Source organism: Arthrobacter sedimenti, from assembly GCF_042652025.1.
GTDB classification, from domain to species: domain Bacteria; phylum Actinomycetota; class Actinomycetes; order Actinomycetales; family Micrococcaceae; genus Arthrobacter; species Arthrobacter sedimenti.
In genome coordinates, this window is record NZ_JBHSDQ010000011.1 from 20,146 (window position 1) to 45,682 (window position 25,537).

25 protein-coding genes are annotated in these 25,537 nt (G+C 65.9%); 2 read left to right on the forward strand and 23 right to left on the reverse strand.

Annotated elements, in window-relative coordinates:
* Positions 1–12: 12 nt before the first annotated feature.
* The 22 genes from ACFO0G_RS18505 to dinB all read right to left on the reverse strand — a co-directional run bounded on the left by ACFO0G_RS18505 (position 13) and on the right by dinB (position 23,330).
* Positions 13–939, reverse strand: a complete 927-nt coding sequence (locus tag ACFO0G_RS18505) for an RluA family pseudouridine synthase (RefSeq protein ID WP_286403359.1) — start codon at positions 937–939, stop codon at positions 13–15.
* Positions 932–1,504, reverse strand: coding sequence for a signal peptidase II (gene lspA / locus ACFO0G_RS18510; protein WP_286403357.1), 573 nt, complete (start codon positions 1,502–1,504; stop codon positions 932–934). The genes ACFO0G_RS18505 and lspA overlap by 8 nt, the downstream gene beginning before the upstream one ends.
* A gap of 93 nt (positions 1,505–1,597) precedes the next feature.
* Positions 1,598–2,281: a DivIVA domain-containing protein gene (locus ACFO0G_RS18515; RefSeq protein ID WP_286403355.1), complete on the reverse strand. Its 684-nt coding sequence runs from the start codon at positions 2,279–2,281 to the stop codon at positions 1,598–1,600.
* 174 nt (positions 2,282–2,455) lie between these two features.
* Positions 2,456–2,743 (reverse strand): YggT family protein, encoded by a 288-nt coding sequence (locus ACFO0G_RS18520; protein ID WP_142134322.1) that lies wholly within the window; start codon positions 2,741–2,743, stop codon positions 2,456–2,458.
* Between the two features lie 132 nt (positions 2,744–2,875).
* The gene (locus tag ACFO0G_RS18525; protein ID WP_141160844.1) at positions 2,876–3,406 is read right to left on the reverse strand and encodes a cell division protein SepF; all 531 of its coding nucleotides are present in this window, start codon (positions 3,404–3,406) and stop codon (positions 2,876–2,878) included.
* A gap of 90 nt (positions 3,407–3,496) precedes the next feature.
* Positions 3,497–4,258, reverse strand: coding sequence for a YggS family pyridoxal phosphate-dependent enzyme (locus ACFO0G_RS18530; RefSeq protein ID WP_286403352.1), 762 nt, complete (start codon positions 4,256–4,258; stop codon positions 3,497–3,499).
* Complete coding sequence (pgeF, locus tag ACFO0G_RS18535) at positions 4,251–4,940, reverse strand: peptidoglycan editing factor PgeF (RefSeq protein ID WP_286403351.1); 690 nt, start codon at positions 4,938–4,940, stop codon at positions 4,251–4,253. The genes ACFO0G_RS18530 and pgeF overlap by 8 nt, the downstream gene beginning before the upstream one ends.
* Positions 4,941–4,948: 8 nt before the next feature.
* Positions 4,949–6,199 carry a cell division protein FtsZ gene (ftsZ, locus tag ACFO0G_RS18540; RefSeq protein ID WP_142134327.1) on the reverse strand — a complete coding sequence of 417 codons (1,251 nt, stop codon included), beginning with the start codon at positions 6,197–6,199 and terminating at the stop codon, positions 4,949–4,951.
* 184 nt (positions 6,200–6,383) lie between these two features.
* Complete coding sequence (locus ACFO0G_RS18545; RefSeq protein ID WP_286403348.1) at positions 6,384–7,301, reverse strand: cell division protein FtsQ/DivIB; 918 nt, start codon at positions 7,299–7,301, stop codon at positions 6,384–6,386.
* The gene (gene murC / locus ACFO0G_RS18550; RefSeq protein WP_376979448.1) at positions 7,294–8,670 is read right to left on the reverse strand and encodes a UDP-N-acetylmuramate--L-alanine ligase; all 1,377 of its coding nucleotides are present in this window, start codon (positions 8,668–8,670) and stop codon (positions 7,294–7,296) included. The genes ACFO0G_RS18545 and murC overlap by 8 nt, the downstream gene beginning before the upstream one ends.
* The gene (murG, locus tag ACFO0G_RS18555; protein WP_286403344.1) at positions 8,667–9,767 is read right to left on the reverse strand and encodes an undecaprenyldiphospho-muramoylpentapeptide beta-N-acetylglucosaminyltransferase; all 1,101 of its coding nucleotides are present in this window, start codon (positions 9,765–9,767) and stop codon (positions 8,667–8,669) included. The genes murC and murG overlap by 4 nt, the downstream gene beginning before the upstream one ends.
* The gene (gene ftsW, locus ACFO0G_RS18560; RefSeq protein ID WP_286403343.1) at positions 9,764–11,098 is read right to left on the reverse strand and encodes a putative lipid II flippase FtsW; all 1,335 of its coding nucleotides are present in this window, start codon (positions 11,096–11,098) and stop codon (positions 9,764–9,766) included. The genes murG and ftsW overlap by 4 nt, the downstream gene beginning before the upstream one ends.
* A gap of 2 nt (positions 11,099–11,100) precedes the next feature.
* The gene (murD, locus tag ACFO0G_RS18565) at positions 11,101–12,678 is read right to left on the reverse strand and encodes a UDP-N-acetylmuramoyl-L-alanine--D-glutamate ligase (RefSeq protein WP_286403342.1); all 1,578 of its coding nucleotides are present in this window, start codon (positions 12,676–12,678) and stop codon (positions 11,101–11,103) included.
* A complete protein-coding gene (mraY, locus tag ACFO0G_RS18570) occupies positions 12,660–13,769 on the reverse strand; it encodes a phospho-N-acetylmuramoyl-pentapeptide-transferase (RefSeq protein ID WP_142134337.1) in 1,110 nt (369 codons plus the stop codon). Before mraY ends, murD begins: the two co-directional genes overlap by 19 nt.
* Positions 13,766–15,229, reverse strand: a complete 1,464-nt coding sequence (locus tag ACFO0G_RS18575; RefSeq protein ID WP_286403340.1) for a UDP-N-acetylmuramoyl-tripeptide--D-alanyl-D-alanine ligase — start codon at positions 15,227–15,229, stop codon at positions 13,766–13,768. Before ACFO0G_RS18575 ends, mraY begins: the two co-directional genes overlap by 4 nt.
* Positions 15,230–15,235: 6 nt before the next feature.
* Entirely contained in the window at positions 15,236–16,867 is a 1,632-nt protein-coding gene (locus ACFO0G_RS18580; protein WP_286403338.1) for a UDP-N-acetylmuramoyl-L-alanyl-D-glutamate--2,6-diaminopimelate ligase, read from the reverse strand.
* A gap of 96 nt (positions 16,868–16,963) precedes the next feature.
* Positions 16,964–18,766 carry a peptidoglycan D,D-transpeptidase FtsI family protein gene (locus ACFO0G_RS18585; protein ID WP_286403337.1) on the reverse strand — a complete coding sequence of 601 codons (1,803 nt, stop codon included), beginning with the start codon at positions 18,764–18,766 and terminating at the stop codon, positions 16,964–16,966.
* A 48-nt stretch (positions 18,767–18,814) separates the two neighbouring features.
* Entirely contained in the window at positions 18,815–19,537 is a 723-nt protein-coding gene (gene ftsL, locus ACFO0G_RS18590; protein ID WP_286403335.1) for a cell division protein FtsL, read from the reverse strand.
* Positions 19,534–20,526 (reverse strand): 16S rRNA (cytosine(1402)-N(4))-methyltransferase RsmH, encoded by a 993-nt coding sequence (gene rsmH, locus ACFO0G_RS18595; RefSeq protein WP_142134347.1) that lies wholly within the window; start codon positions 20,524–20,526, stop codon positions 19,534–19,536. Before rsmH ends, ftsL begins: the two co-directional genes overlap by 4 nt.
* Positions 20,527–20,693: 167 nt before the next feature.
* Positions 20,694–21,122, reverse strand: coding sequence for a division/cell wall cluster transcriptional repressor MraZ (mraZ, locus tag ACFO0G_RS18600; protein WP_018763545.1), 429 nt, complete (start codon positions 21,120–21,122; stop codon positions 20,694–20,696).
* Between the two features lie 352 nt (positions 21,123–21,474).
* On the reverse strand, positions 21,475–21,846 hold the full coding sequence (locus ACFO0G_RS18605) for a DUF3040 domain-containing protein (protein ID WP_286403332.1): 372 nt from the start codon (positions 21,844–21,846) through the stop codon (positions 21,475–21,477).
* Between the two features lie 251 nt (positions 21,847–22,097).
* On the reverse strand, positions 22,098–23,330 hold the full coding sequence (dinB, locus tag ACFO0G_RS18610) for a DNA polymerase IV (RefSeq protein ID WP_376979453.1): 1,233 nt from the start codon (positions 23,328–23,330) through the stop codon (positions 22,098–22,100).
* Between the two features lie 123 nt (positions 23,331–23,453).
* Here dinB and ACFO0G_RS18615 point away from each other — a divergent pair, with 123 nt between their 5' ends.
* Entirely contained in the window at positions 23,454–23,978 is a 525-nt protein-coding gene (locus tag ACFO0G_RS18615) for a hypothetical protein (protein WP_286403331.1), read from the forward strand.
* The gene (locus ACFO0G_RS18620) at positions 23,975–25,069 is read left to right on the forward strand and encodes a polyprenyl synthetase family protein (RefSeq protein WP_286403329.1); all 1,095 of its coding nucleotides are present in this window, start codon (positions 23,975–23,977) and stop codon (positions 25,067–25,069) included. The genes ACFO0G_RS18615 and ACFO0G_RS18620 overlap by 4 nt, the downstream gene beginning before the upstream one ends.
* A gap of 9 nt (positions 25,070–25,078) precedes the next feature.
* Here ACFO0G_RS18620 and ACFO0G_RS18625 read toward each other — a convergent pair whose 3' ends face one another.
* Positions 25,079–25,432 carry an Rv2175c family DNA-binding protein gene (locus ACFO0G_RS18625; RefSeq protein WP_376979456.1) on the reverse strand — a complete coding sequence of 118 codons (354 nt, stop codon included), beginning with the start codon at positions 25,430–25,432 and terminating at the stop codon, positions 25,079–25,081.
* Between the last annotated feature and the right edge of the window lie 105 nt (positions 25,433–25,537).

Genomic DNA, 25,537 nt, shown 5'->3' on the forward strand with positions numbered 1-25,537 from the left:
AGGCAGTCCGTGTCAGGCCTGGCCCGATTCCAGCACTTCCAGGGCGTAGGAAAGGTCCTGCGGGTACTCGCTGGTGACCGTAACCCGCTCCCCCGTCACGGGGTGGTCAAAGGCCAGTTGACGGGCATGCAGCCACTGCCGCGTGAGCCCCAGGTTGGCAGCCAGGCGGGGATCGGCGCCGTAGGTGAGGTCGCCGGCGCAGGGGTGGCGGAGGGCGGAAAAGTGCACCCGGATCTGGTGCGTCCGCCCGGTTTCAAGGTGGACCTCCACCAGGCTGGCCTTGCCGAAGGCTTCCAGGACTTCGTAATGGGTCACGGAGGGCCGCCCGTCCTCGATGACGGCGAAACGCCAGTCGTGGCCGGGGTGGCGGCCGATGGGGGCGTCGATGGTACCGGTCAGGGGGTCGGGCAGGCCCTGCACCACCGCGTGGTACACCTTGTCCACGGTGCGCTCCTTGAACGCCCGCTTGAGGGCTGTGTAGGCCCGCTCTGACTTGGCCACCACCATCACACCCGAAGTTCCGACGTCGAGCCGGTGGACGATGCCCGCCCGCTCGGGGGCTCCCGAGGTGGAGATCCGGTAGCCGGCAGCGGCGAGCCCGCCAACCACGGTGGGGCCCACCCAGCCCGGCGAGGGGTGGGCTGCCACACCGACGGGCTTGTCGACGACGACGAAATCGTCATCGTCGAGCAGGATGTTCAGGCCTTCCACAGCTTCCTCCACGACTTCCAGCGGGTCCCGGCGCTCCGGCACGGTGACGTCCAGGATTTCCCCTGCCACGAGTTTTGCCGACTTCGGCAACGCCTTGCCCTTGTTCAGCACGTGACCTTCCGCCAGCAGGGTCGCGGCAACGGAACGGGACACACCCAGGATGCCGGCCAGACCGGCGTCGGCCCGTGTGCCGCCAAACTCTTCGGCGACGACAATGCGCTCACTCATGGTCGGGCTTGTCCCTGTGTCCGCTCCCCAGCCGCGTTCCGTCGAGGGCGATCCCCCGCAGGGTCAGGATGCAGATGATGGCGACAGCGGACACCACGGCGGAATCAGCGATATTGAAGATGGCGAAGTTGGGGAGTTGGATGAAGTCCACCACGTGCCCCATGCCAAAGGACGGCTCACGGAAAAGCCGGTCCGTGAGGTTGCCCAGGGCGCCGCCAAGCAGCAGGCCCAATGCCAGCGACCACCAGGCCGAGCCCAGCCTGCGCACCTGGAACAGGATGGCGATGGCAACGCCTGCCATGATGATGGAAAAGACCCAGGTGACGTTCTCGCCAATGGAAAAGGCCGCACCTGAATTGCGGATGAAATACCAGTGGAGCAGGGGTGGCAGCACGGGGATCCGCTCACCTTCCACCATGGTGGAGGTCACCCAGAGTTTGGTCAGCTGGTCCAGGACATAGGCGAAAACCGCGAAGCCGGCAAACAGGGACAGCAGGACTGCCCGGCGGGGGCGGGGCGAGGGAGGGACAGGGCGTGCCGCGCCTGCGGCAATTTCGTCAGTCATGGTGCTTTCAATTCGGGGAACTGGGCGTCAATGCCAAAAGCCGGCGGCCGAGGAATCCTCAGCCACCGGCTTTCAGAATACGTGCTGCCAGACTTAGTTCGCTTCGCTGACTTCCGGCGTCGCAACGGAGCCACGGGCATCCAGGTCGCGGAGCTGGCCTTCGATGTAGGCCTTCAGGCGTGAACGGTAATCGCGTTCGAAGCCGCGGAGCTGTTCCACCTTGCGCTCCAGGACCGAGCGCTGCTGCTCGAGTGCGCCGAGGATCTTGCGGGACTTTTCCTGGGCGTCGTTGACGAGGCTGCTGGCTTCGATCTGCGCCTCGGCGATGATCTTGTCCTTCTGCGCCTGGCCGTCGGCGACATGGCGGTCGTGCATCTGCTGTGCCATGGCGAGCAGACCTGCGGCGGATTCGGCGGAGGGGGTAGCGACAGCTGCGGGCGCGGCCGGTGCGGCAGCAGCCGGGGAAGCGGGCTCGACGTCCTTCTTCTTGGCTTCGGCGGCCTTGGCTTCCGCTTCTGCCTTCTCGCGGGCCTCGTCCTTGTCGGCCTTGACCGGCGCGGGGACCTTCTCCACCACAGGTGCGGCAGCGGAGCTTGCCGGCACGCTGGAACCGGCTTCGGCGAGCTTCTTGCGGAGCTCGTCATTTTCCTGGTTCAGGCGGCGGAGTTCAACGACGATTTCGTCCAGGAAGTCGTCAACCTCGTCCTGGTCATAGCCCTCACGGAACTTGGTGGGCTGAAAGCGCTTGTTGACAACGTCTTCTGGCGTCAAAGCCATCTGGTCACCTCACTGGTCTGGTTAGTCAGTAGGCCTTCCGGCCGTCAAAACTACGGTACCTAAATTTGGTCTGCTTACTCTAATTCAACACTGCAGTGTCAAACCGGAGGTTTCTTCGCTTTACAGTAGCCGCTCATTAGCGGAACAACCTGCATTGCCGGTCTAATTGCTGGCTCAGGCCAGGCTCCTGGTGACGCTCATCGCAATGCTGACGCCGATGAACAGGATCAGGAAGCCCAGGTCCAGGGAAATGCCGCCCAGCCGGAGCGGCGGTATGAGCCGCCGCAGTCCCTTGAGCGGAGGGTCCGTGATGGAGTACACGGCATGTGCCACCACCAGGGCCGCGCCCCGCGGGCGCCATTCCCTGGCGAACATCTGTACCCAGTCGAACACCAGGCGGATGATGAGGGCAACAAAGAACAGCAGCAGGGCGAGATAGAGAAGTCCGAAAACAATTCCCATGACTTATTTCATATCTCCATATTCGTGCGGCACGTCCATGATGGATGCCGCTGTTGTGCTGCCGGTGTCTTGTCTATTTCAGCACAGATGCCAGACAGGTGTCCCTGCCTGGCATCTGACGAGCCCTGATGTTCAGCTTTGGTTGAAGAAGCTGGCCTGGGTATCACTGGCCTTCTTGTCGTCACCGATCACTTCGACATAGGACGGTGAGAGCAGGAACACCTTGTTGGTCACCCGCTCGATGCTGCCCCGGAGGCCAAAGACGAGGCCGGCGGAGAAATCCACCAGGCGCTTGGCGTCAGCCTCACCCATGTCCGTGACATTCATGATTACCGGAATGCCGTCCCGGAAGCTCTCACCGATGAGCTTGGCATCGTTGTAGGAGCGCGGGTGGATGGTAGTGATCTGGCGCAGACCGGTGTTCTCTTCGCGGCTCGAGGCCGCACGCTTAATCGGGGTCACAGGGGCGCGGTATTCCTCTTCAGGGGCGTAGGACGCCTCGCGGCTGACTTCGCGGACCGGTGCCGGGGCACGGCGTTCCTCGCGGTCAACTTCCATCGGTTCGTCCTCATCCTTACGTGTGGTCTGTTGCTCGGGCTCGTAATGCTCGTCGCCGTCGGCGAGCCCAAGATAGATCATTGTCTTGCGCAGAGCGCCGGCCATGGTCGACTCCTAATCGTGTCCCGTAAGCGGGCCGCCCAATGATTTGACAGCACTGGAGTCCCCCGCCCATCACTTCCAATAGGTCCGACGCTACCCCACGGCGGGACGGGAACCGAGAATATCGGAACCGATTCGCAGGTGTGTCGCCCCGAACTTGATGGCAGCTTCCAGGTCCTGGCTCATGCCTGCGGAAATGGCCGTCGCGGCGGGGTAAGCCGCTGCGAGCCGGGCGGAAATCCCGGCAAGCTTTTGGAACGCCGGCTCCGGCGGCATCCCCAGCGGGGCAACTGCCATCACGCCGGCCAGGCTAAGGGCTTTCGAGGCGGCGATACGTTCTGCGATGACCGGCACATCGGTGGGGGCAGCCCCGCCGCGGTGCGTGCCGGCGTCGTCCGTCTGATCATCCAGGTTGACCTGGATGAAGCAGTCCAGCGGGGCGCGGCCGCTGGACTCCATCTCGTTCCCCACCGCCTTTGCCAGCGCATCCACGAGCGGCGTCCGGTCCACCGAGTGGACCGCGGAGGCATAGCGTGCCACGGACTTGGCCTTCTTGGTCTGCAGTTGGCCCACGAAATGCCAGGTGAGGGCAAGGTCGGCCAGCTCCAGGGCTTTGGCGGCTGCTTCCTGGTCGCGGTTCTCACCGACGTCCTTGATCCCCAAGGCTGCAAGCCGCCGGATATCCTCTGCCGGGTGGAACTTGGTGACCACGATCAGGGCGGGCAGCCGGTCGCTGCGGCCCGCCCTGTCAGCCGCCTTCACGATCCGGGACCGTACCGCGGAGATCCGCTGGGCAAGTTCTGCGGTGCGGGTGTCTTCACCCTGGCCCTGCCCTGGCGCCGACAGCTCAGTCATGGCACCAGACCAGCCCGGCGAAACGGCCCGTATGGCGGTCCCGGCGGTATGAATAGAGGGTTTCCGTCTCAAGCGTGCAGGCGCCTGTGTATTCCACGTCCACCCCAACGGCCTCCAGCTGGCTCCGCGCCCCGGCTGGAAGGTCAAGGGCGGGGGTGTCCCAGGACGTGGTGCTCCGGGTTGCGGGAACCAGGGCGGCCACGTCATCGCGCAAGGCAGCGGGAACTTCGTAGCAGGCCCCGCAAATCGACGGTCCCAGCCAGGCACGGATCCGGGTAGCGCCAAGGGACTCCATGCGCTCCACCGCGGCAGGCAGGATGCCGTTTGCGACACCGGGGCGGCCGGCATGAACGGCCGCAAGGACAGGGCCGTCGCCGGACTCCCCCGCCAGCAGCACCGGAATGCAGTCCGCCACCATGACCGCCAGGGGCAGGCGGCGGGACACCATGGCGTCGGCTTCAGGCGCCGCCGACTCGGTATCCATCAGCGCCACCGTGGTGCCGTGGACTTGGTTCATGAAACGCAGAGACTGCGGTGCCACGCCGATGGACTGCTCCAAACGTGCGCGGCGCCCCTGGACCGCAGCGGGATCATCCCCCACGTGCAGTGCCAGGTTCCCGGCATCCACATTGGTGAATGCGGCCGACACCCCGGGCAGGATGTCGGCACGCCAATGGAACAAGCCGCCGCCTACTTCAGGAAGTCGGGGACATCCAGGTCATCCGGGTGGTTGCCGGTCAGGTCCGGCTCCACCACGGAAGGCAGGTCGACGTCGAAGCCGGAGTCCGCGGGGACAGCCGAGGGACGCTGCTGGCCCCAGTTGCTGAGTCCCGCGGCGCCAATGCCGGCGTGGAGCGGCTGGACGTTCTGCTGGTGGTTTCCGTTGCCCTGGTGGTTTCCGTTTTGCGGGGCCGAGGCCGGAGCGGCGGCAGGGGCAGCGGGCCGCTGCGGGGCGGCCTGCGGCTGGGACTGGTCCATGGAGGGCGAGGTGGCCTTGACGTCGTCGAACCCTGCCGCGATCACGGTCACGCGTGCTTCATCGCCAAGGGCGTCATCGATAACGGCGCCGAAGATGATGTTGGCTTCGGGGTGGGCCACTTCCTGGACCAGCCGTGCGGCCTCATTGATTTCGAACAGGCCGAGGTCGGAGCCGCCCTGGATGGACAGCAGCACGCCGTGCGCGCCGTCGATGGATGCTTCCAGCAGCGGCGAGGCGATGGCCAGTTCGGCTGCCTTGACTGCGCGGTCCTCGCCGCGGGCGGAGCCGATGCCCATGAGGGCTGAGCCGGCGCCCTGCATAACGGACTTAACGTCCGCGAAGTCGAGGTTGATCAGGCCCGGCGTGGTGATGAGGTCCGTGATGCCCTGGACGCCCGAGAGCAGGACCTGGTCAGCGGAGCGGAACGCGTCAAGGACGGACACATTGCGGTCGCTGATGGACAACAGGCGGTCGTTGGGGATCACGATCAGCGTGTCCACCTCGTCGCGCAGGGCATCGATGCCCGCCTCGGCCGAACCGGCACGGCGGCGGCCCTCGAAGGTGAAGGGGCGGGTGACCACACCGATGGTCAGGGCTCCAAGCGAGCGGGCGATGCGGGCAACGACCGGCGCGCCGCCGGTGCCCGTGCCGCCGCCCTCGCCGGCGGTGACGAAGACCATGTCGGCGCCGCGGAGCACTTCCTCGATTTCGTCCGCGTGGTCCTCGGCGGCCTGCTTGCCCACCTCGGGGTTGGCGCCTGCACCCAGGCCGCGGGTCAGCTCGCGTCCGACGTCGAGCTTCACGTCCGCGTCGCTCATCAGCAAGGCCTGGGCGTCGGTGTTGATGGCGATGAACTCAACACCCCTGAGGCCGACCTCGATCATGCGGTTGACTGCGTTCACGCCACCGCCGCCGATGCCGACGACTTTGATGACGGCCAAGTAATTCTGCGGAGCTGCCACGTTACGTGTCCCTTGTTCGTGTCTTATTGCGAAAACTGATGGTGAGCTTGAAACCCTCAACCCTAACCCTCCACTTGAAGGTTAGAGTTATGTCAAGTAACTCTTGTCTGTGACGGTATTTCCTCTGGAAGACACATTCAATAACCGGGTCCGCGTGTCGGATTAATACCGGGAAAGAAAGCGCTCAGCGCGTCACGGGGTGCCGGGGCACACTGACATCGTAGACCTTGACCGGGTTCTTGGGATCTGCCGGAGCCTTGAGGAGCGCGGCCAGGACCTTGGCTTTGAGTTCCTTCTCCGAAGCGTTGCCCCACACGATGGTCTGGCCGTCCACCAGCTTGAGTTCCACGGCGTCCACGGACTGCGCTGAGGCATTGGACAGCTTGGCCAGCACGTCTGCGGGCAGCGCCCCCAGGACCGCCGCGGTGGCCCGGAACAGGTCCTGGCCAATCGCCCCGGCGCCGCCGTCGATCACGGGAAGGGAGGCCGCCGAGGGATCATCAGTGGTGCCCAACTGCACGCCATCGACGTCGACCAGCTGGTACTGCTCCCCCTGCTTGACCAAAGCCACGGGTACCCGCTCGTGCACGGCGACGGCAAGGGTGGATGGCGGGCGCGCCTCAACGGAAACGGATTTCACCTGGATCAGTGAACCAAGCAGGCCGCGCACGTCGTCGTCGCTGATTTGCGGCAACGGTTTTCCGCGCAGGGGCTCCAGCGCGGCCTGCACCTGCTCCGGGGTGACCAGCCGGGTGCCGGAGACCGAGACGGTCTTGAGGGCAAGGACAGGTGAGTAGACGGCGGCGGCCAGCAGGGCGGCCACCAGCGCAATCACGGTTCCGACGGCGAGCAGGACTTTCTTCCGGCGCCGCCGGCCCTTCGGCTCGGGGAACGCCAGGACGGTTGCCCCGGCCGGTTTCTGCTCCTGCGCCGGCTTCCGGGCGGGTTTCTGTGCCGCCTGCTCCGGAATGCTGCGCGATGCGGTAATCACGTCCCCGCCGGCGCCGCCGGTCGCCTCATTCGGCGTGCCGGTCCCCTGCCCGGGAGCCGGGCGGGTGTTCCGTTTGGGCGGGGCGTAAGTGGGACGCCGGGAGCTAGGCACGCAGCGCCTCCACGATCCGGGGCCCGTAAGCCGTGACGTCGCCCGCGCCAACGGTGAGGACAACGTCCCCTTCCCCTGCCACTCCGGCGAGCGTCTTCACCGCGTCCTCTGCGCTGACCAACCGGCCACCCTCCGTGAGGTGGTCGGCAATGAGCTGGCTGGTGACGCCGGGAATGGGGTCTTCCCTTGCGGGGTAGATGTCCAGGACCAGGGCGGTGTCTGCGAGGTTGAGGGCATCGGCAAACTCTGCGGCGAACTCGCGGGTGCGGGAGAACAGGTGCGGCTGGAACAGGACATGCACCTTGTTGCCCCCTGCCACCGAACGGGCTGCGGTCAGGGCCGCACGGACTTCAGTGGGATGGTGGGCATAGTCGTCAAACACCCGCACCCCCCGCTCCGCGCCCTTCAGCTCGAAGCGGCGGGAGGCACCGGCGAAGCTGGCCAGGCCCTCGGCCGCTGCGGCCGGGTCCACGCCCAGTTCAAGGGCAACGGCAAAGGCGGCAGCGGCGTTCAGGGCGTTGTGCCTGCCGGGAACCTGCAGCGACAGACCGTACCGGGCACCGCCTGTTGCCACCGCAACCTGGCCGGGGCCGCCGTCGTCCAGCCTGATGTCCGCAGCCTCGCCGGTACCGTACAGGACCACCCGCGTGTTGCCCCGCGCCTTGGTCCGGTCCGCGAGGGCCAGGGCGCCGGCATCGTCCGCGCAGGCCACCAGCAGGCCGTCCGCGGGCAGCAGCTCAGTGAAGCGGTCAAAGGACTGGTAAACGGCTTCAGCGGTGCCGTAGTAGTCCAGGTGGTCAGGCTCCACGTTGGTGACGACGGCGATGCGGGGCCGGTAGTTCAGGAAGGAGCCGTCGGACTCGTCTGCCTCGGCGACGAAGATTCCCGAGGCCCCGTGCGCAGCGTTGACGCCAAGCGCGGGAATGTTGGCTCCCACGGCGAAGCTGGGATCCAGGCCCGCTGCCCGCAGCAGGACGGTGATCATCGACGTCGTGGTGGACTTGCCATGCGTTCCGGCCACGGTCACCACAACGTCGTCGCCCATGGTGGCCGCCAGCGCCTGCGAACGGTGCAGCACCGGCAGCCCCGCTTGCCGCGCTGCCGCCAGTTCAGGATTGTCTTCACGGATTGCCGATCCGGCCACGACGGTCTGCGCGTCGCCCAGGTTGCCGGCCGCGTAGCCCACCGCTATGCGCGCTCCGGCAGCGGCGAGGTCCGCCATGACCGGCAGGTCCTTGGCATCGGAGCCGCTGACGGGGACGCCCCGTGCCACCATGATGCGGGCCACGGCGGACATGCCTACTCCCCCGATGCCAATGAAGTGCACCTTTCCAAGGGAGTCCAGGCCGGGCGTGTTGTGGGAGGTCATGCTGATACCGCTTCCAGGACAAGACCAGCCATTCGCTGGTCGGCGTTTCGGATGCCGAGCCGGTAGGACTTGGCTTCCATGGCGGCGAGCCGTGCTTTATCGGTGATCAACGGAAGCAGCTCGCGCTCAACCCATGCAGCCGTGAAGTCGCGGTCAGCCACCAGCAGTGCGCCTCCGGCCGCTACCAGGCCCTTTGCGTTCAGCGCCTGTTCGCCGTTGCCGATGGGCAGGGGTACCAGGACAGCCGGAACCCCCACGGCGGCAACCTCGGACACTGTGGCGGCCCCGGACCGTGCCAGAAGCAGGTCCGCGGCAGCATAGGCAAGTTCCATTCCGTCGATGTACTCCACCTGCCGGTACCCCTTGGCAGTGAGGGGTTGCCCGGCCTGGTCCAGGACGGTTTTGCCGCGGCCGGTGATGTGCAGGGTCTGGACGCCGGCATCGGCAAGCAGGTCCACGGCGGCGGCAATGGTCCGGTTGATGCTCTGCGCCCCGGATGATCCGCCGGTGACAATCAAGGTTGGCTGCTGGGGATCAAGCCCCAGCGCCTCCCGCGCGGCAGTACGGGCGGTCTTCCGGTCAAGGCCGGAGATCTCCTTGCGCATGGGCATCCCCACGTGCGCCGCGTTGCGGAGTGGTGTGCCGTCGAAAGCCACAGCTACCCGTCCGCCAAGGAAGGCTCCCACCCGGTTGGCCAGTCCGGGGCGCGCATTCGCCTCATGGATCACGATGGGCGTGCCGCGCTTCCTCGCCGCCAGGTACATCGGGGTGCAGACGTATCCGCCCACGCCCACCAGCACGTCAGCCTGAGCCCGGTCCAGGATGGCTCCGGCCTGGCGGACCGCGCCGGCCAGCCTTCCGGGCAGCCGGAGCAGGTCCGCGGACGGCTTCCGCGGAAAAGGCACGCGGTCGATCGTGGCAAGGTCCACGCCGGCGGCGGGAACCAGACGGGTTTCCATTCCGGCGGGCGTTCCGACGGCCAGGACGGCGGCATCGGGGGCTTCGCTGCGAATGGCGGCGGCGATTGCGAGCAGGGGGCTGATATGGCCGGCGGTTCCGCCGCCCGCAAGGACGATAGAGGGTTTTGTCGAAGTCATCTGGGGTAGGCACGCTTTCTGGAATTCTTTGGTTGGCTCTTGTCCCGCCCCGGCCGGATCCTGAACTTAAGGATCCGCTTGGGGCGCATGGCCGGGGCCATCTGCTCCCGGGCCAGCGAGAGGACCACCCCCACGGCGCACAGCGACATCAGCAGGGCCGAGCCGCCATAGGAAATAAACGGCAGCGGCACGCCGATGACGGGCATGAGGCCGGTGACCACGGACATGTTCACCGTGGCCTGGCCCAGCAGCCACACCATGATGGTGCCCGCAAGGACCCGGTGGAACATGTCCTCCTGTGCCACCACCACGCGGTAGATCGCAGCGCCGAGGATCGCGAAGAGAACCAGGACGACGACGGTCCCCACCAGGCCAAGTTCCTCGCCGATGATGGCAAAGATGAAGTCGTTGTGGGCTTCGGGAATCCAGCTGTACTTCTGCCGGCTCTGTCCCAGGCCCACTCCCAGCCAGCCCCCTGAGGCAAGGCCATACATGCCGTTGGTGGCCTGGTAGTTGGCGTCGATGCCGTCGGCGCAGGACTGGCCGGTCCACCATGAGGTGATGCGGCACATGCGGTTCGAACTGGTGACCGCCATGACCGCCGTGCCGGCAGCGGCGATAAGGCCCGCGATGCCGAAGAGGTAGAGGGGAACGCCTGCGAAGAAGAGTGCGGCTGCCATGATCATCATGATGATCATGGCAGTGCCCAGGTCGTTCCCCACCAGGATCAGCACGACGATGATGGCCGCCATGGGGACGGCGGGGACCAGCACGTGCTGCCAACGGTTGAGCAGCTTGCCTTTCCTGGCCAGCACCGTGGCAAGCCACAGCGCCAGGGCGAGTTTTGCCGCCTCGGAAGGCTGGAACGTGATGCCGCCCAGGTCAACCCAGTTCCGGTTGCCGTTGATCTCCGTGCCAACCAACTGCACCACGACAAGGAGCACCACGGCCAACCCGACAGCGGGCCACGCGAGCCGCTTCAGCCAGGTGACGTTGATGCGCGACAACACGAACATGGTGAAGATGCCGATGGCGGCGAAGACGCCCTGCTTCAGCGCGTCCCCGTAGGGCGACTTTCCGGCGGCGATCGATTCGACGCTGGAGGCAGAGAGGACCATCATGATCCCGATGGCAGTCAACGCAAGCGTGGCGCCAAGGATGAGGTAGTACGTGGAGCCGTTCCGGGACGTGCCCGTTCCCTCCAGGGCGGCCCAGAAGCGCCGGTACAGAGTGCGCAGTTTCCTGCCTGCAGAGGCTGGCTGCCGGGAGGCGGAAGCAGTGGAGCCAAGGCGCGGCCTGCCGGCCTGGGGCCGGGTGGGCGTACTGGCCATCGTTACTCCTCGCCGGTGTGGGCCTGCCCTTCCACCAGCTCGCGGACAGCGTCGATGAAAGTACCACCACGGTGAGCGTAGGAAGAGAACTGATCCATGGAAGCAGCTGCCGGAGCCATCAGCACGGTGTCCCCGGTCTCGGCGATCCGTGCTGCTGACTCAACGGCCCAGGACATCACCCGTTCTCCCTTTGCGGGGGAACCGCCGGAGGTGCCACCGGACGCGGAAGCAGTCTGCACCCCTTCAGTCTCACCTGCCCCCGGTTCGATCACCGGGACATCGGGCGCGTGTCGCTGGAGGGCTTCCCGGAGGTGGGCGGTGTCCGTCCCGATCAGTACCACGGCCTTGAGGCGCGCGGCGTGGTCCCTTACAAGCTCGTCGTAGCTCACGCCCTTGGACAAGCCACCGGCGATCCAGACAACGTTGCTGAAAGCCGACAGGGATGCTGAAGCTGCGTGCGGATTGGTGGCCTTGGAGTCGTTGACCCAGAGGACGCCATTCATGCGGGCGACCGGCTGGATGCGGTGGTCGCCCGGGACGTAGTCGAGGATGCCCTGGCGGACTGCCTTGGCGTCCACGCCATAGGCGCGCACCAGGCCGGCTGCGGCAAGGGCATTGGCCACCATATGGCGTGGGGCCAGCGGTCCCAGGTCTGCCATGGAGGCCAGTTCAGCCGCGCTGTTCCTGCGCTCCTCGATGAAGGCGCGGTCCACCAGCAGCCCCTCCACCACTCCGAGCATGCTGATTGCCGGCGTGACAGTGGTGAAGCCCACCGCACGGCAGCCTTCCACGACGTCGGCGTTTTCCACCATGCGCTCGGTTTCAATCTGCTCGGCGTTGTAGATGCAGGCCTTCTGGGTCCGCTCGTACACCTTCGCTTTGTCCGCGAGGTAGGAATCATAGGAGCCGTGCCAGTCGACGTGGTCTTCGGCTACGTTCAGGCAGACGCTGGCCACCGGCGAAACGGATTCCGCCCAGTGCAGCTGGAAGCTGGAGAGTTCGACGGCGAAGACGTCGTACTCGACGGGGTCGCGGAGGGCATCCAAGATGGGGGTGCCCACGTTGCCGACGGCGACGGCTTTGAGGCCCGCTGCCCGCAGCATGGATTCGGTCAGTCCCACCGTGGTGGTCTTGCCGTTGGTGCCGGTGATTGCCAGCCAGTCGGCCGTCTTCCGGCCTTCCCTGGTCCGCACCCGCCACGCGAGTTCGACGTCGCCCCACACCGGAATGTGTGCCCGTGCCGCTGCGGCGAGCAGCGCCTGGTCCGGGCGCCATCCCGGCGAGGTCACAATCAGTTCCGGAAGCTCGCCGTCGATGCGCGGGATGTGCGTCACGGCGTCGGGGCCGAGCAGCACGTCGGCGGCGCCCACGATCTTCAGGGTGTCCGCGTGGGCGCGGGCTGTGTCACTGGTGGCGGCGTCGACCACGACGACGCGTGCACCGAGTTCGATCAGGGTGTCCGCAGCGGCGAAACCGGATACCCCGATGCCGGTGACGACGACGCGCAGGCCGGCCCAGTCGGAGTCCCAGGAGACGAGGTTTGCCAGGCGTGGGGAAACGGTCACAGCAGTACAACCCATTCAGCGTAGAAGATGCCCAACCCGACGGCGACGAAGAGTCCGCCCAGGATCCAGAACCGGACCACGACGGTCACTTCGGCCCATCCCTTTAGCTCGAAGTGGTGCTGCAGCGGTGCCATCTTGAACACGCGCTTCCCGCCGGTGGCTTTGAAGTAGCCCACCTGGATGATGACGGACAGGGTGATCAGCACGAAGAGGCCGCCCACGATGCCCAGCAGGAGTTCGGTCCGGGACAGGATGGCGAAACCAGCCACCGCGCCGCCGATGGCCAGCGAACCGGTGTCGCCCATGAAGATCTTGGCCGGCGATGTGTTCCACCAGAGGAACCCCACCAGCGCGGCGCTGAGGATCGCGGCCAGGAGCGCCAGGTCCAGGGGGTCCCTGACCAGGTAGCAGCCGCTGCCGGCCTCCCTGGGGGATCCGCAGGCCTGGTTGCTCTGCCATATGCCCATCAGCGTATAAGCGCCGAAAACCATGATTGACGCACCGGCGGCCAGGCCGTCCAGGCCATCGGTGAGGTTCACGCCGTTCGTGGCCGCGGTGACGATCAGGTTCGACCAGATGACGAAGAGGATGGCACCAAGGACCGTCCCGCCGAAGGCAAGGTCGAGCCAGGGCAGGTCGCGGACCAGGGAGATCTTTGTGGACGCGGGCGTCAGGCCTGCGCCGTTGGGGAAGTTCAGCGCCAGGATGGCGAAGATGATGCCTACGGCGGCCTGGAGGATGAGTTTGGCCTTGGCGTTGAGGCCAAGGCTGCGCTGCCGGGAAATCTTGATGAAGTCGTCCAGGAAGCCCACCAGGCCCATGCCCACCATGAGGAACAACAGGATCAGGGCCGAGGCCGATGGTCCAGGCGAGTCAGGGTTCATCATGAGCATGATGAGATGCGTAAGGCCGTAACTGAGCAGCACGGAGGCCACCACCACGGTTCCGCCCATGGTGGGGGTACCGCGCTTGGTGTGGTGCGATGTGGGCCCGTCGTCACGGATGAACTGGCCGTAGCCGCGACGCACCAGGAGACGGATGAAAAGCGGGGTGCCCACCAGGGAGCACAGCAGGGCCAGGCCTGCGCCGATCAACAGGGCAATCACAGCAGAGTGCTCCTTTCGTCGGCAGGGGTGGAGGTTGGGGGTAATGCTATCCGATCGCCCAAATGGCGAAGTCCCACGCTGTTGGAGGACTTGAACAACACCAGGTCGCCGGACTGGAGCTCGGCGTCCAGGACTTCAAAGGCCTCATCCACCGTCTCGGCAAAGAGGCACTCGTCCCCCCAGGACCCTTCCTGCACGGCCGAAACGTAGAGGGCCCTGGCTTCCCGGCCCACCACCAGCAGCCTGGAGATGTTGAGCCGCACCACCTGGGTGCCGACGGCGGTGTGCTCGCGGATGGAGTCTTCGCCCAGTTCCAGCATGGCACCCAGGACAGCCCAGGTGCGGCGGCCGCGGCCAAGGTCGGCAAGGGTTCGAAGGGCTGCCCGCATGGACTCCGGGTTGGCGTTGTACGCATCGTTGATGATGGTGACGCCGTCCGCCCGCTCCGTGCGCTCCATGCGCCAGCGGCTCGCGGCCGCCTGGTTGCTTAGCGAATCCGCGATGTGGTCTCCGGGTACGCCGGCAGCCCACGCGGCTGCAGCGGCTGCGAGCAGGTTTCCCACGTGGTGCGCACCGATGAGCCGGCTGCTTACATGCCGGGGAGGGGCACCATCCGGAAGTTGGAGGTCGAATTCGGGGCTGCCCCCGGCGTTGGTATCGGAGTTGAGCGCCTGGACCTGCGCGTCCGCCCGTCCTTCTGCGGAAAAGCCGAGGACGGCAGCGGAGGTACGGCTGCGCATGGCGGCCACACGCTCGTCGTCGAGGTTGATGACCGCGGTCCCGCCGGCGGTCAGGCCTTCGACCATCTCACCCTTGGCAAGCGCAATGTTTTCCACTCCCCCGAACTCGCCGGCGTGCGCGGTGCCCACTGCCAGGACCACGCCGATGTCCGGCTTGACCATCTCTGCGAGGTAGCGGATGTGGCCAATGCCGGTGGCCCCCATCTCGATGACCAGGTAGCGGGTATCGGTGCCGGCCCGGAAGACCGTGAGCGGCACGCCCACCTCGCCGTTGTAGGAGCCTTGCGGCGCCACCGTGTTGCCTTGCGTGGCCAGGATTCCGGCCAGGAGGTCCTTGGTGGTGGTCTTGCCGGCTGAGCCGGTAATTCCGACCACTGTCAGCTGGTCTCCTGCTGCCGCACGTGCGGCCCGGATGCGGCGGACGGCTTCGGCGGCAAGGGCGCCCATGGCCAGGACGGCGTCGGCCACCACGATCGACGGGTACGCGTCGCCGTCCGGTGCCGGCACGGGGCGCTCGACGAGCGCCAGCACCGCACCCGCGGCAAAGGCGGCGTCGATGAAGTCATGGCCGTCGGCGTGCTCGCCTGGCTTCGCGACGTAAAGCGAACCCGGGGTGGCTTCGCGTGAATCCGTCACCACCGAGAGGGGCGTAAGTCCGGGATCGGCGTCCAGGCGCCCGTTGGTGATTTCGGCGATTTCCGCCGCAGTAAATGCAATCATCTCGGTCTAGGACTCTATCCGGTCGTCATGGAGAACGTTGAATCCCCTGGCTGTCAAGGCGTTGCGCAGTTCCACCCTGTCGTCCAGGGCGAGATTGACGCCCTTCACTTCCTGCCAGACCTCGTGCCCCCGGCCGGCCACCAGGATGGTGTCCTGTGGGCGCGCCAGGGACACGGCGTGGTGGATGGCTTCGTCGCGGGGGAAGACCTCCAGCAGCTCGGCCCCCAATGACCCGCTGTCCAGGGCTTCGCGTGCCCCGGCCATCACGTCGGAGCGGATCGCTGCCGCGTCCTCGTCGTGGGGGTCGTCGTCGGTGATGATCACGGTGTCGGCAAGCCGGGCCGCGATGGCACCCATTGCGGGTCGTTTGCCCTGGTCCCGCTGTCCGGTGGCACCGAACACCACGATCAGCCGGGAGTCCGGTTGGGGCGGGCGGACTGCTTCCAGGGCCCGGGCCAGGGCGTCGGTGTTGTGGGCGAAGTCCACCACGGCGGCGGGCTGCTCGGCGATCAGCTGCATGCGTCCGGGCACGGCCACCGTGAAGGGGTCGGCACTGTCCAGGGCGGCCTGCAGGTCGGCCAGGTCCACGCCGGAGGCGAGGACCATCAGCGCAGCCAGGGCAGCGTTGGCAACGTTGAAGCTTCCGGGCAAACCTGTGTGGATTTTCAGGGTGGCGCCAGCGGGACCGGCAAGGGTGAAGTCGGTACCCAGCCCCCGTGGCGCCGTCGCTGCCATCGTCCAGTCCGCCTGGTTGCTGCCGTCCGTGCTGAGCGTGGTGACCGGCACCCGGGTGCTGCCGGCCAGCCGGCGTCCCCACTCGTCGTCGACCGTCACCACCGCCCGGCGCGCGCGCCCGGGCGTGAAGAGTTCCGCCTTGGTGGCAAAGTACTCCTCCATGGTGTTGTGCAGGTCCAGGTGGTCCTGGGTGAGGTTGGTGAAACCCGCGACGTCGAAGAGCAGGCCGTCGACGCGCTGGTAGGAGATGGCGTGGGAGGAGACCTCCATGGCGGCGGCGTCAAGCCCGCGTTCGCGCATGAGCGCCACGAGCCCGTGGACCTCGGTGGATTCCGGCGTGGTCAGGAGGCTGGGGATCGGCTTCCCGCCGGCCAGGATCTCGATGGTTCCGATCAGACCGGTCTTCTGCCGCAGGGCACGCAGCAGGGAGGTGATGAAGTAGGTGGTGGTGGTCTTCCCGTTGGTTCCGGTGACACCGAACAGCCGCAGTGGCTGCCCGTCATCGGCCTGGCTGCGGTAAATCATGGCGGAAAGCGGTCCCACCTCGTTGCGGGGATTCCCGACGACGAGCACCGGGACCGGTGTGTCCGCGGACAGGGCGAGCAGCCGTGCCCCGGCGTCGTCGGTGAGGACGGCCACTGCCCCTGCACCGATGGCGTCGGAGGCGAAGTCCGCCCCGTGCCTGGTGGCTCCGGGGAGCGCCACGTACAGGTCGCCAGGCTCCACAGTGCGCGAGTTGAGCGATATGCCGGTGATCTCCGCGTCAGCGGCAGGTTCGGGCACGGCTACGCCAAGGGCCTGCCCGACGGCGGCCAGCGGGACGGCAGCTACGGCTGCGGGCCGGAAGCGGCCTGGACTTTCGTCCCGGCCAGCGTCGCTGCCGGGCGTGGTGAACTCTGACAAGGGGATCTCCGATGGTGCTAGTGCGTGCCCGGCATGGTTCGCCCCGGGCACTGTGATGCGCTGGATGCTGCTGGTACTTCCGGCCCCGCGCGGCGGCTATTTGGCGTACTGGGGCATCCTGGCCGGCGTACCGGTTGAAGGCTGGACGTTGTAGGTCCGCAGCGCCTGGCTCATGACGGACCGGAACACCGGCCCGTTGGTGATGCCGTAGATGCTGCCCTTCGGCCGCTGGAGCACCACCTCCACAATAAACCGCGGATCATCCATCGGCGCCATTCCCACGATGGAGGCCGTGTAGCCGCAGTAGCCCGACTTGCCGTCGTCGCATGGCGACTCGGACGTGCCGGTCTTGGCTCCCACCCGGTAACCGTCGATCCCGGCGTCCTTGATTTCGCCCTCGGTGACGGCGCTTTCCAGGATATCCTTGACCTGCTGGGCCGTACTGCCGGAGACAACCTGCCGCGACGGCTGGGCCGGCACCTTCTCCTCGGTGCCGTCAGGCGAAATGTAGGAATCGATCAGCCGTGGCTGCAGCATGACGCCGTTGTTGGCGATGCTTTGGTAGGCACGGACGGTCTGCAGCGTGGACTGGGAAACGCCCTGCCCGAACAGCACGGTGTACTGCTGGCGTCCATCCCACTGGTCCGGCGGTGTGAGGATGCCCGAAGCGGTCGCCGGCAGTCCGATGTCCGGCGCCTCGCCAATGCCGAACTTCTTCAGCCAGTCATACCGCTGTTCCTTGCTGAGCCGCTGGCCGGCCATGACAGTTCCGGTGTTCATGGAGTACCCGATGATGCCCGCAAGCGTCCGTTCCTCGGTTCCGTGGGTGAACGCGTCGCTGAACGTCTGGCCATCAACCGTGTAGGTGGGCGGGATAGTGAAGGTGTCCAGCGGTTTTGCAAGTCCCTCGTCGATCACAGCTGCCGCAGTCATCATCTTCTCCACGGAGCCGGGCTCGTAGGCTGCGGTCACGGAGCGGACACCGCGGTCCTTGGCAGCCACGAGTCCGGGGTTGTTCGGGTCCGGTGAGTTCGTGTCTGCCAAGGCCAGGAGGTTCCCGGTCTTGGCGTCCATCACGATGATGACGCCCCATTCGGCGCTGAGCTTGTCCGCCTGGCTCTGGATGGCCTGCTGGGCAAAGTACTGAAGATCGGAGTTGAGCGTGAGCTTGACGTCCTTGCCGTTCTGGGGCGGGGTCAGCTCGTCAAGGCCCACCGGAATGCGCAAGCCATCGGCGCCAATCTCGAACAGGCGCTTGCCGTCCTTGCCCTTGAGTTGGTCGTCCTGGGTTTGCTCAATACCGGCCAGGCCGGTGGTGCCGTCCTGGAGGAAACCCACCACTCCCCCGGCCACGGCACCGTTCGGGTAGACGCGCTTGCTCACGCCCTCGGCAACGATGCCGGGCACCTGGAGTTTGGAGATGCGGTCCTCGACGTCAGGCTTCACGTCCTTGGCCACGATGTAGTAGGGCTGCTGGCCGGTGACGGCATCCCGGACAGCATTCGTGTCCATGCCAAGGGCGGCCGCAAGCTCGGAAATTGCCTGGTCGCGGCTGACGTCCACCAGCTTTTCATGGCCGTCCGTCTGGTCCAGCCGCTTGTAGGATTCCGTCTTGGTGTTGACCCGCTGGTCCACCACGATGTTGTAGCGGATCACGCTGTTGGCCAGGACGGTGCCGCGGGAGTCCAGGATGCTGCCACGCTCCGCAGGCAGGATGGCGGAGGTCATCCGGCTGTTCAACGCCGCTTCAGCCATGCCCCCGACGTCCAGCCCCTGGACCAGGAAAAGCTTCCCGCCCACCACCAGCAGGAGCGTGAGCATGACGCCCAGTCCCAGTCGCAAGCGTTTCGTGGCGTTGGGTGCCTTGCCTTGTCCTGCCTTGCCGGTCTTCTCCGCCACCGTGATATTCCTTGCTGCTCGACGCTGCTGCCTGACCTGCCCCTTGGCCTAGTGTCCGGGGACCTTCTGCTGGGGCGCCGGAACGGAGCCGCCGTGAAGCGCGGGTGCCGGAGCCGCCGCAGCAGCCTTGGCGGCGGCTGCCGCCTGGGCTGCGGCTGCCGGCTGGGCCACATTGGCCGGTGCCGTGCCCGTAGCTGGGGCCGGGCCTGCCGACGGAGCGGGGGCCGCTTTGCCCGCGTCCGGCGTCGTGGCCTTGTCCGCTGTTGCACCCGTGGGAGCCGGTGGAACAATGAGCTGCCCGGCCACGGCCGGCGCCGGAATCACCGCTCCTCCTGCCGCACCCTTGACTGCAGGGGTGGCTTTTCCGGTGACTGAGAGGGTGGACAGGTCAATCTGGCCCTTCACCGTGGAGGCCACCATGCCAAGCTCGGTGGCTTTGGCCGCCAGGTTCTGCGGGGCCTCGTAGTTCTGCACCTGCTGGGTGAGGTCCTGGTTCGTCTTGGTCAATGAGCTCTGCTTGGCGCGCAGCTCCACCAGCTGGTACTGGGCGGTGGATACAGAGATGTTCAGGACCAGTACAGCGACCAAGGCGACGGCGAGCATGGCAAAGCAGAGCACGACGAAGGGGGCCCGGCGCCTTTTGGGCGCCGTGCGGACCACGGAAAGCGGTGTACGCCCCTTCCGGCCGCCGCCGGGTTCACCTGCAGGCTTGGCATCTGCCGCCGAACTACCGGAAACGATGGGAAAGTTCTTGACGGCGGCGGTGCTCATGCAGCTCTCCTGGCTCTGATTCGTTCTGCCGCGCGGAGCCTGGCGGAGGCAGCGCGCGGGTTTTCAGCAATTTCGACGGCGGTAGGCACCTCAGTGCCTTTGGTCAGGGTCTTAAGTTCAGGCTTGTGTTCTTCCAGCTCGACGGGGAAGCCAAGCGGAGCTGAAGACTTGGAACGGGCCTGGAGGACACCCTTGACGATCTTGTCCTCCAGGGAGTGGTAGGACATGATCACGATGCGCCCGCCCAGAGCCAGTGAGTCGACGGCGGCGGGGACGGCCCGTTCCAGGACGTCGAGTTCTTCGTTGACCTCGATCCGCAGGGCCTGGAAAGTCCGCTTGGCAGGGTGTCCGCCGGACTTCGCCGCAGAGGCGGGAACCACGGACCGGATCTGCTCGACGAGCTCGCCGGTGGTGGTGAACTCCTTCACCGCACGTGCTGCAACGATCCTGTTGGCGATCCGTCCGGCGAACTTCTCCTCGCCCCACTTGCGGATGATCCGGACCAGGTCCGCTTCGCTGTAGGTATTGACCACATCCGCTGCCGTTTGGCCGCGGCTGGTGTCCATCCGCATGTCCAGCGGGGCGTCGAACGAGTAGGCGAAGCCGCGCTCCCGTTCATCGAGCTGCAGCGAAGAGACACCAAGGTCCATCAGGATGCCGTGCACTTCGGCCACGCCGAGGTCTGCCAGAACGTCCTGGATTTCGTCGTAGACCGCGTGGACCAGGTCGGTCCGGGCGGCGAAAGGAGCCAGCCGCTCCCCCGCGAGGGCCAGCGCTTCCTCGTCACGGTCGATGCCGATGAGGTGGAGGTCGGGGAACCTCTGGAGCATGGCCTCCGAGTGGCCGCCCATCCCCAGGGTTGCGTCTACGGCGATGGGGGTTTCGCCGCGGAGCCTCGCCGCTTCGAACCCCGGTGCCAACAAATTGATGCACCGGTCGCGGAGGACCGGCACATGGCGTTCGGACGTGGGCTTGGGTTGATCGGTCATGCCTGGTCCTTTCCCGCCGTCGTTGTCACCTGCTGCTTCTGGGACCAGATCCCCATCCGCGCCTACCGTTCCGCCCGCCTGGCTCCGGGGAAGGTGAGCCAGGTTGGCAGCCGGTGGGCCGGCTGGAGATCTCATCCAAGAAACCACCTGCTGCCCCGCTCCGGGATTCAGAGAATGCCTGGAATGGGATCGTCAGTTTCGGAAAAGGCCGTCTCCTTCTCCGCGAGGTACTCATTCCAAGCCTGGGCGTCCCAGATCTCGGCGCGGGTACCGGCGCCGATGACGGCAAGTTCCCTTCCGAGTCCTGCATACTCCCGGAGCGCCGGTGGAATGGTCACGCGCCCCTGCTTGTCAGGTACCTCGTCAGAGGCTCCAGAGAGAAATACGCGGATGTAGTCACGTGCCTGCTTGGAGGAAATTGGCGCCTCCCGCATTTGCTCGTGAACCCGTGCAAATTCCTTCTCACTGAAGACGTAGATGCAACGTTCCTGGCCCCTTGTGAGCACCAGGCCGCTGGCAAGCTCCTCGCGGAACTTAGCGGGGAGAATGATCCGCCCCTTTTCATCCAGACGCGGCGAGTGAGTGCCCAGAAACACTGGCCCACCGCCTGTCCGCTGTCAGGAACTGCACATCCCCTATGTTGCAACCACCCTCTTATGTCCTCCACATTACTCCACTTTCCACCACAGTCAACGCAAAACGGCTCCTGCGGCGCTGTAATTATGGGATGAAAGGCCTGAAATGGCGGGAAATACGCGTGGTGGTGGAAAGTGGAGGGCTTTTGGCCTTGCTGGGCCCAAGCGAATCCCTCAGTGGCCGGGCACCGGCAGAATGCGTGGACTGTGTTCCTTAAACGCGAAAAGACCCGCCGTAGCGGGTCTTCACGGGCGCTCCCCCTGTATCAGGGGAGCGGAATGGAGGGACGTGGGACGCGGAGTCCCAAGGTGGTTACGGCTCCCCCCTGCGGCGCTCGTCCCAGCGCTCTTCCAGGCTGCTCATGAATGAACTCCGTTGCTTGCCTGGCTTTGTTCCCCCGCCCTTGGCGGCAGAACCCCCACGGGAACTTCGCATTGTGGCGAAGTACACTCCGCCGCCCATGACCACGAAGCCCAGGACCCCGACGAAGATGTTCTGGAGGGTGACACCGACCAGCAAGAGGAAGACACCTGCCAGCGCGCACAGGACCCCAATAACAACATGCCTCGTGGACCATGAACGCCCGGGGTCCGAACCCATTGAGTTCGCGAACTTCGGGTCGTCCTCGTGAAGCTGCTTCTCAAGCTGCTCAAGCAGCTTCTGTTCGTGCTCCGACAGCGGCATCACGACCTCCTTTTGTAGGCCAACGTCCGGGCTGATCCCAGCCACTACTTCTACTCCGTAGAACGCCTGCCGTTGCTGGTAAGTTCCCCGTTTTGCCGGCCGTGGCAAAACGGGAATTCAGCATGCGGTCGCGGGAGCGGGAGCATGTCCAAGAGGGTCCGGCAGTAAGTCCATTCACTCGAAACTATGTATCTATAAGGATAGATTGTTGAGGGCTGATCTGAAAGACGGCAATGACTTCGGCGAACCCGTCAGGCAGGCCGTTGCGTGCCGTCTCCGGGCCGGTTTTCCGGCTCCATCAGACGTGCGGGCAGGACAGACTTGCTGCCAAACCTCCGGGTCACCTCATCAAGGGCCTGCTCGGCCGCCCTCCAGTTCTCGTCCCGGCGGTCGATGCTTAGCTGGAGCGACGTGCGCGCTGCCTCCTCGAGCTGCTCCGCCCGGACTCCAACGAGCCTTACGGCCATGGCCCTGGTTCCGAGCGACTCCAGGAGCTGCAGCGCCACTGCGTAGATCAGCTGGGCGCTGTCCACCGGAGTATGCACCGTCCTGCTGCGGGTTACCGTGGAAAAATCGGCGAAGCGCAGCTTCAGCGCCACTGTCCTGGCCACCATTCCGGAGCTCCGCAACCGGGCGGCGGTGCGGTGCGAGAGCCGCAGGAGTTCACGGCGAAGGCGTGCCTCGTCGTCGGTATCCGTGGCAAAGGTCTCTTCGGCTCCGATGCTCTTCTCCAGCCGCACCGGGGTAACCGGTCGGGGGTCGATGCCCCAGGCAAGCTGGTGCACATGCTCCCCGGTGGCCCCCAGGACCTTCTTGAGCGAGGACACCGGTGTTGCGGCAACGTCCGCCACCGTCCTGATTCCCATCTTCGCCAGGACCTCCCCGGTCTTGGCGCCCACACCCCACAGTGCACCCACGGGGAGGCTGTGCAGATACGGCACGGTTTCATCCGGTCCGATAAGCAGGAGCCCGTCGGGCTTGCATCGGGTGGAGGCAATCTTCGCTACGAATTTGGTCTCTGCGATCCCCACGGAGGCAGTGATGCCCAGCTCCGCGGCGACCCGACGGCGGATCAGCTCACCGATTCCCCTGGGCGGCCCCAGCCGGCGGAGTGCGCCGGTGACGTCCAGGAACGCCTCGTCCACGCTAAGCGGCTCCACGAGCCCGGTGATGGATTCGAAGATGGCCATCAGCTGCCCCGACACCTCGTAATAGAGCTTGTGCCGGGGTTCAATGACCACCGCCTGCGGGCACATGCGCATGGCCACGGCCATGGGCATTGCGGATTTCACCCCGAAGGCGCGGGCCTCGTAGGAGCCGGAGAGGACAACTGAGCGCTCTCCCGGGAAGCCCACTATCACGGGCTTGCCGCGAAGTTCGGGGCGCGTCCTGAGCTCCACGGAAACGAAGAAAGCATCCATGTCCACGTGCATGATGCATGTGCGCCTGCGCCCCTGGGGGCGCGCGGCTGATGGCTGGTTCATACCTGCGGGCCCCACGGCTGCAATCCTATCGGCTTGTGGCGGCTTTGCTGTTTGTCAGGGGCGCAGCGCAGGCTGGCTAAACTGGAGGCTGGTTTTGCCAACAACACCAGGAGGAAAGTCTCTGTGACGGCTATTGGAATCTCTAAGCCAGCAGGCTTGGCCGCGCTTGCCGCTGCGGCGGTGCTGGCCCTGGCCGCCTGCAGCCAGACCCCATCCGGACAGGCAGAGCCATCCCAGTCCGCGTCCGTTGCTGCCACCCAGTCCACCCTCACGGCCGCTCCCAGCCCGTCGGCGTCACCGAATACCTCCGCGACGGTCGGCGCGGTGGTGGCGGGCTTTCCGCAGCAGCTCCTCCCCCTGATGACCGGGGCAACAGTCGTGTCCAGCAGCTTCGACAAGGCCTCCGCCCCGGCCACGGCCGCCCTTGTCGGGACCGTCACGGCCCCCACCGCCTCCGTCCTTGACTTCTATACAAAAGCCTTGGAAGGCCAAGGCTTCAAGGCCGTCCCCGGGGACAAGGTGGGCGGAGTCGCTTCCAAGGATTTCGTCCGCGGTGACAACGAGACCGTCAACCTCTCAGTGGTTGAAGCCGCCGGCGTTTCCACGTTCACCATCGGCGCCAACGTGGCAGCTGAGTCAGCCAAGTGACCGGGGCAGAGCAGCTACGGAATGAACAAGCCGACTTCGTGGCGGGTGTGGCAGGCGAACTGACTGGGTTCCTGACCGAGAGGCAGTCAGTAATGTCCGGCATCTCCCCGGATATCGAACCAATCATGGGTTCCATCTCGAACCTGGTCACCGGCGGCAAGCGCCTCCGTGCCCTGATGTGCTACTGGGGCTGGCGCGGCGCAGGGGGCGAGGCCGGAGCCAGCCAGGTGGTCACAGCCGGCGCTGCGCTTGAGCTGTTCCAGGCCGCCGCATTGATCCACGACGACATCATCGACCGCTCCGACACCCGGCGCGGTGGTCCCAGCGTGCATCGGCGCTTCAGCCAGCTGCATACCTCCCAGGGCTGGGCCCTGGACAGCGAACGGTTTGGCCAGGCGGCAGCCATCCTTGCGGGCGATCTTTGCCTGTCCTTCAGCGAGGAGGCGTTTACCGATATCGGCGAACGGGCTGCGTCGGGAAGCAGGGCGAGGCTGATTTTCAACCTGATGCGCGCAGAGGTCATGGCCGGCCAGTACCTGGACATCCTGGAGGAAGTGGCGGGACCTGTCCGGGACCGGGCGGGGGCGGTCGGAAGGGCGCAGTCCATCATCCGGTTCAAGAGCGCCAAATACTCCACCGAGCACCCCCTGGCCCTGGGCGGAGCCCTCGCCGGAGCAACGAATGAATTGCTCCGCGGCTATTCCGCCTTCGCCCTTCCACTCGGCGAAGCCTTCCAGCTCCGCGATGACGTCCTTGGCGTGTTTGGCGATCCTGTCACCACCGGCAAACCGGCAGGCGACGATTTGCGCGAAGGAAAGCGCACTGTCCTGGTGGCCCTCGCCCTGGCCCAGGCTTCCCCTGAAGAGTCCGCATTCATTGATGCGAGCCTGGGCAGCCCCGGGCTTTCGGACGATGACATCGTGGAAATCCGGCGCATCATCGAGGATTCCGGAGCGTTGCAGGCCACCGAGGTCCTTATTAGTGAATTCGGCGCTGCGGCCTTCGAGGCACTTGACGGGCTCCCCTTGGAGGAGTTGCCCAAAACCGCGCTGCGGAAGCTGGCTGAAGCGGCCGTCAGCCGAGCCTCCTGAGGCGGACGTTTACCAGGCCAGGGTCTGGGCCCTGCGCCTGATTTCGGCCTTGCGGCCTTCGCGCAGGGCATCTATAGGGCGGCCGCGCAGTGACTCGTCGGCAGTAAACAGCCAGACAATAAGGTCCTCGTCCGAGTAACCGGCGTCAGCCAACACCACAATGGTGCCCTTCAGGCTGTCCACCACCTGGCCGTCCTGGATGAATTCGGCCGGAACGGACCGGATTTTTCGTTCCCCCACCCGCAGCGCCGCCAGCGCACGTTCATCAATAAGGCTGTGGACCTTGGTGATGGAAACATCCAATAAACGGGCGACATCGGGCAGTGGCAACCACTCGCCCACCAGGTTTTCTACATTACTCACGGATCAAGGTTGCCATGTGGCCCGCCCCGGCGCCTAGTCGGGGCAATTCATTCCGGCCCTGGCCTGCGGACACTCCCGAAAAGAAGGCATTACACGGAATCAGGA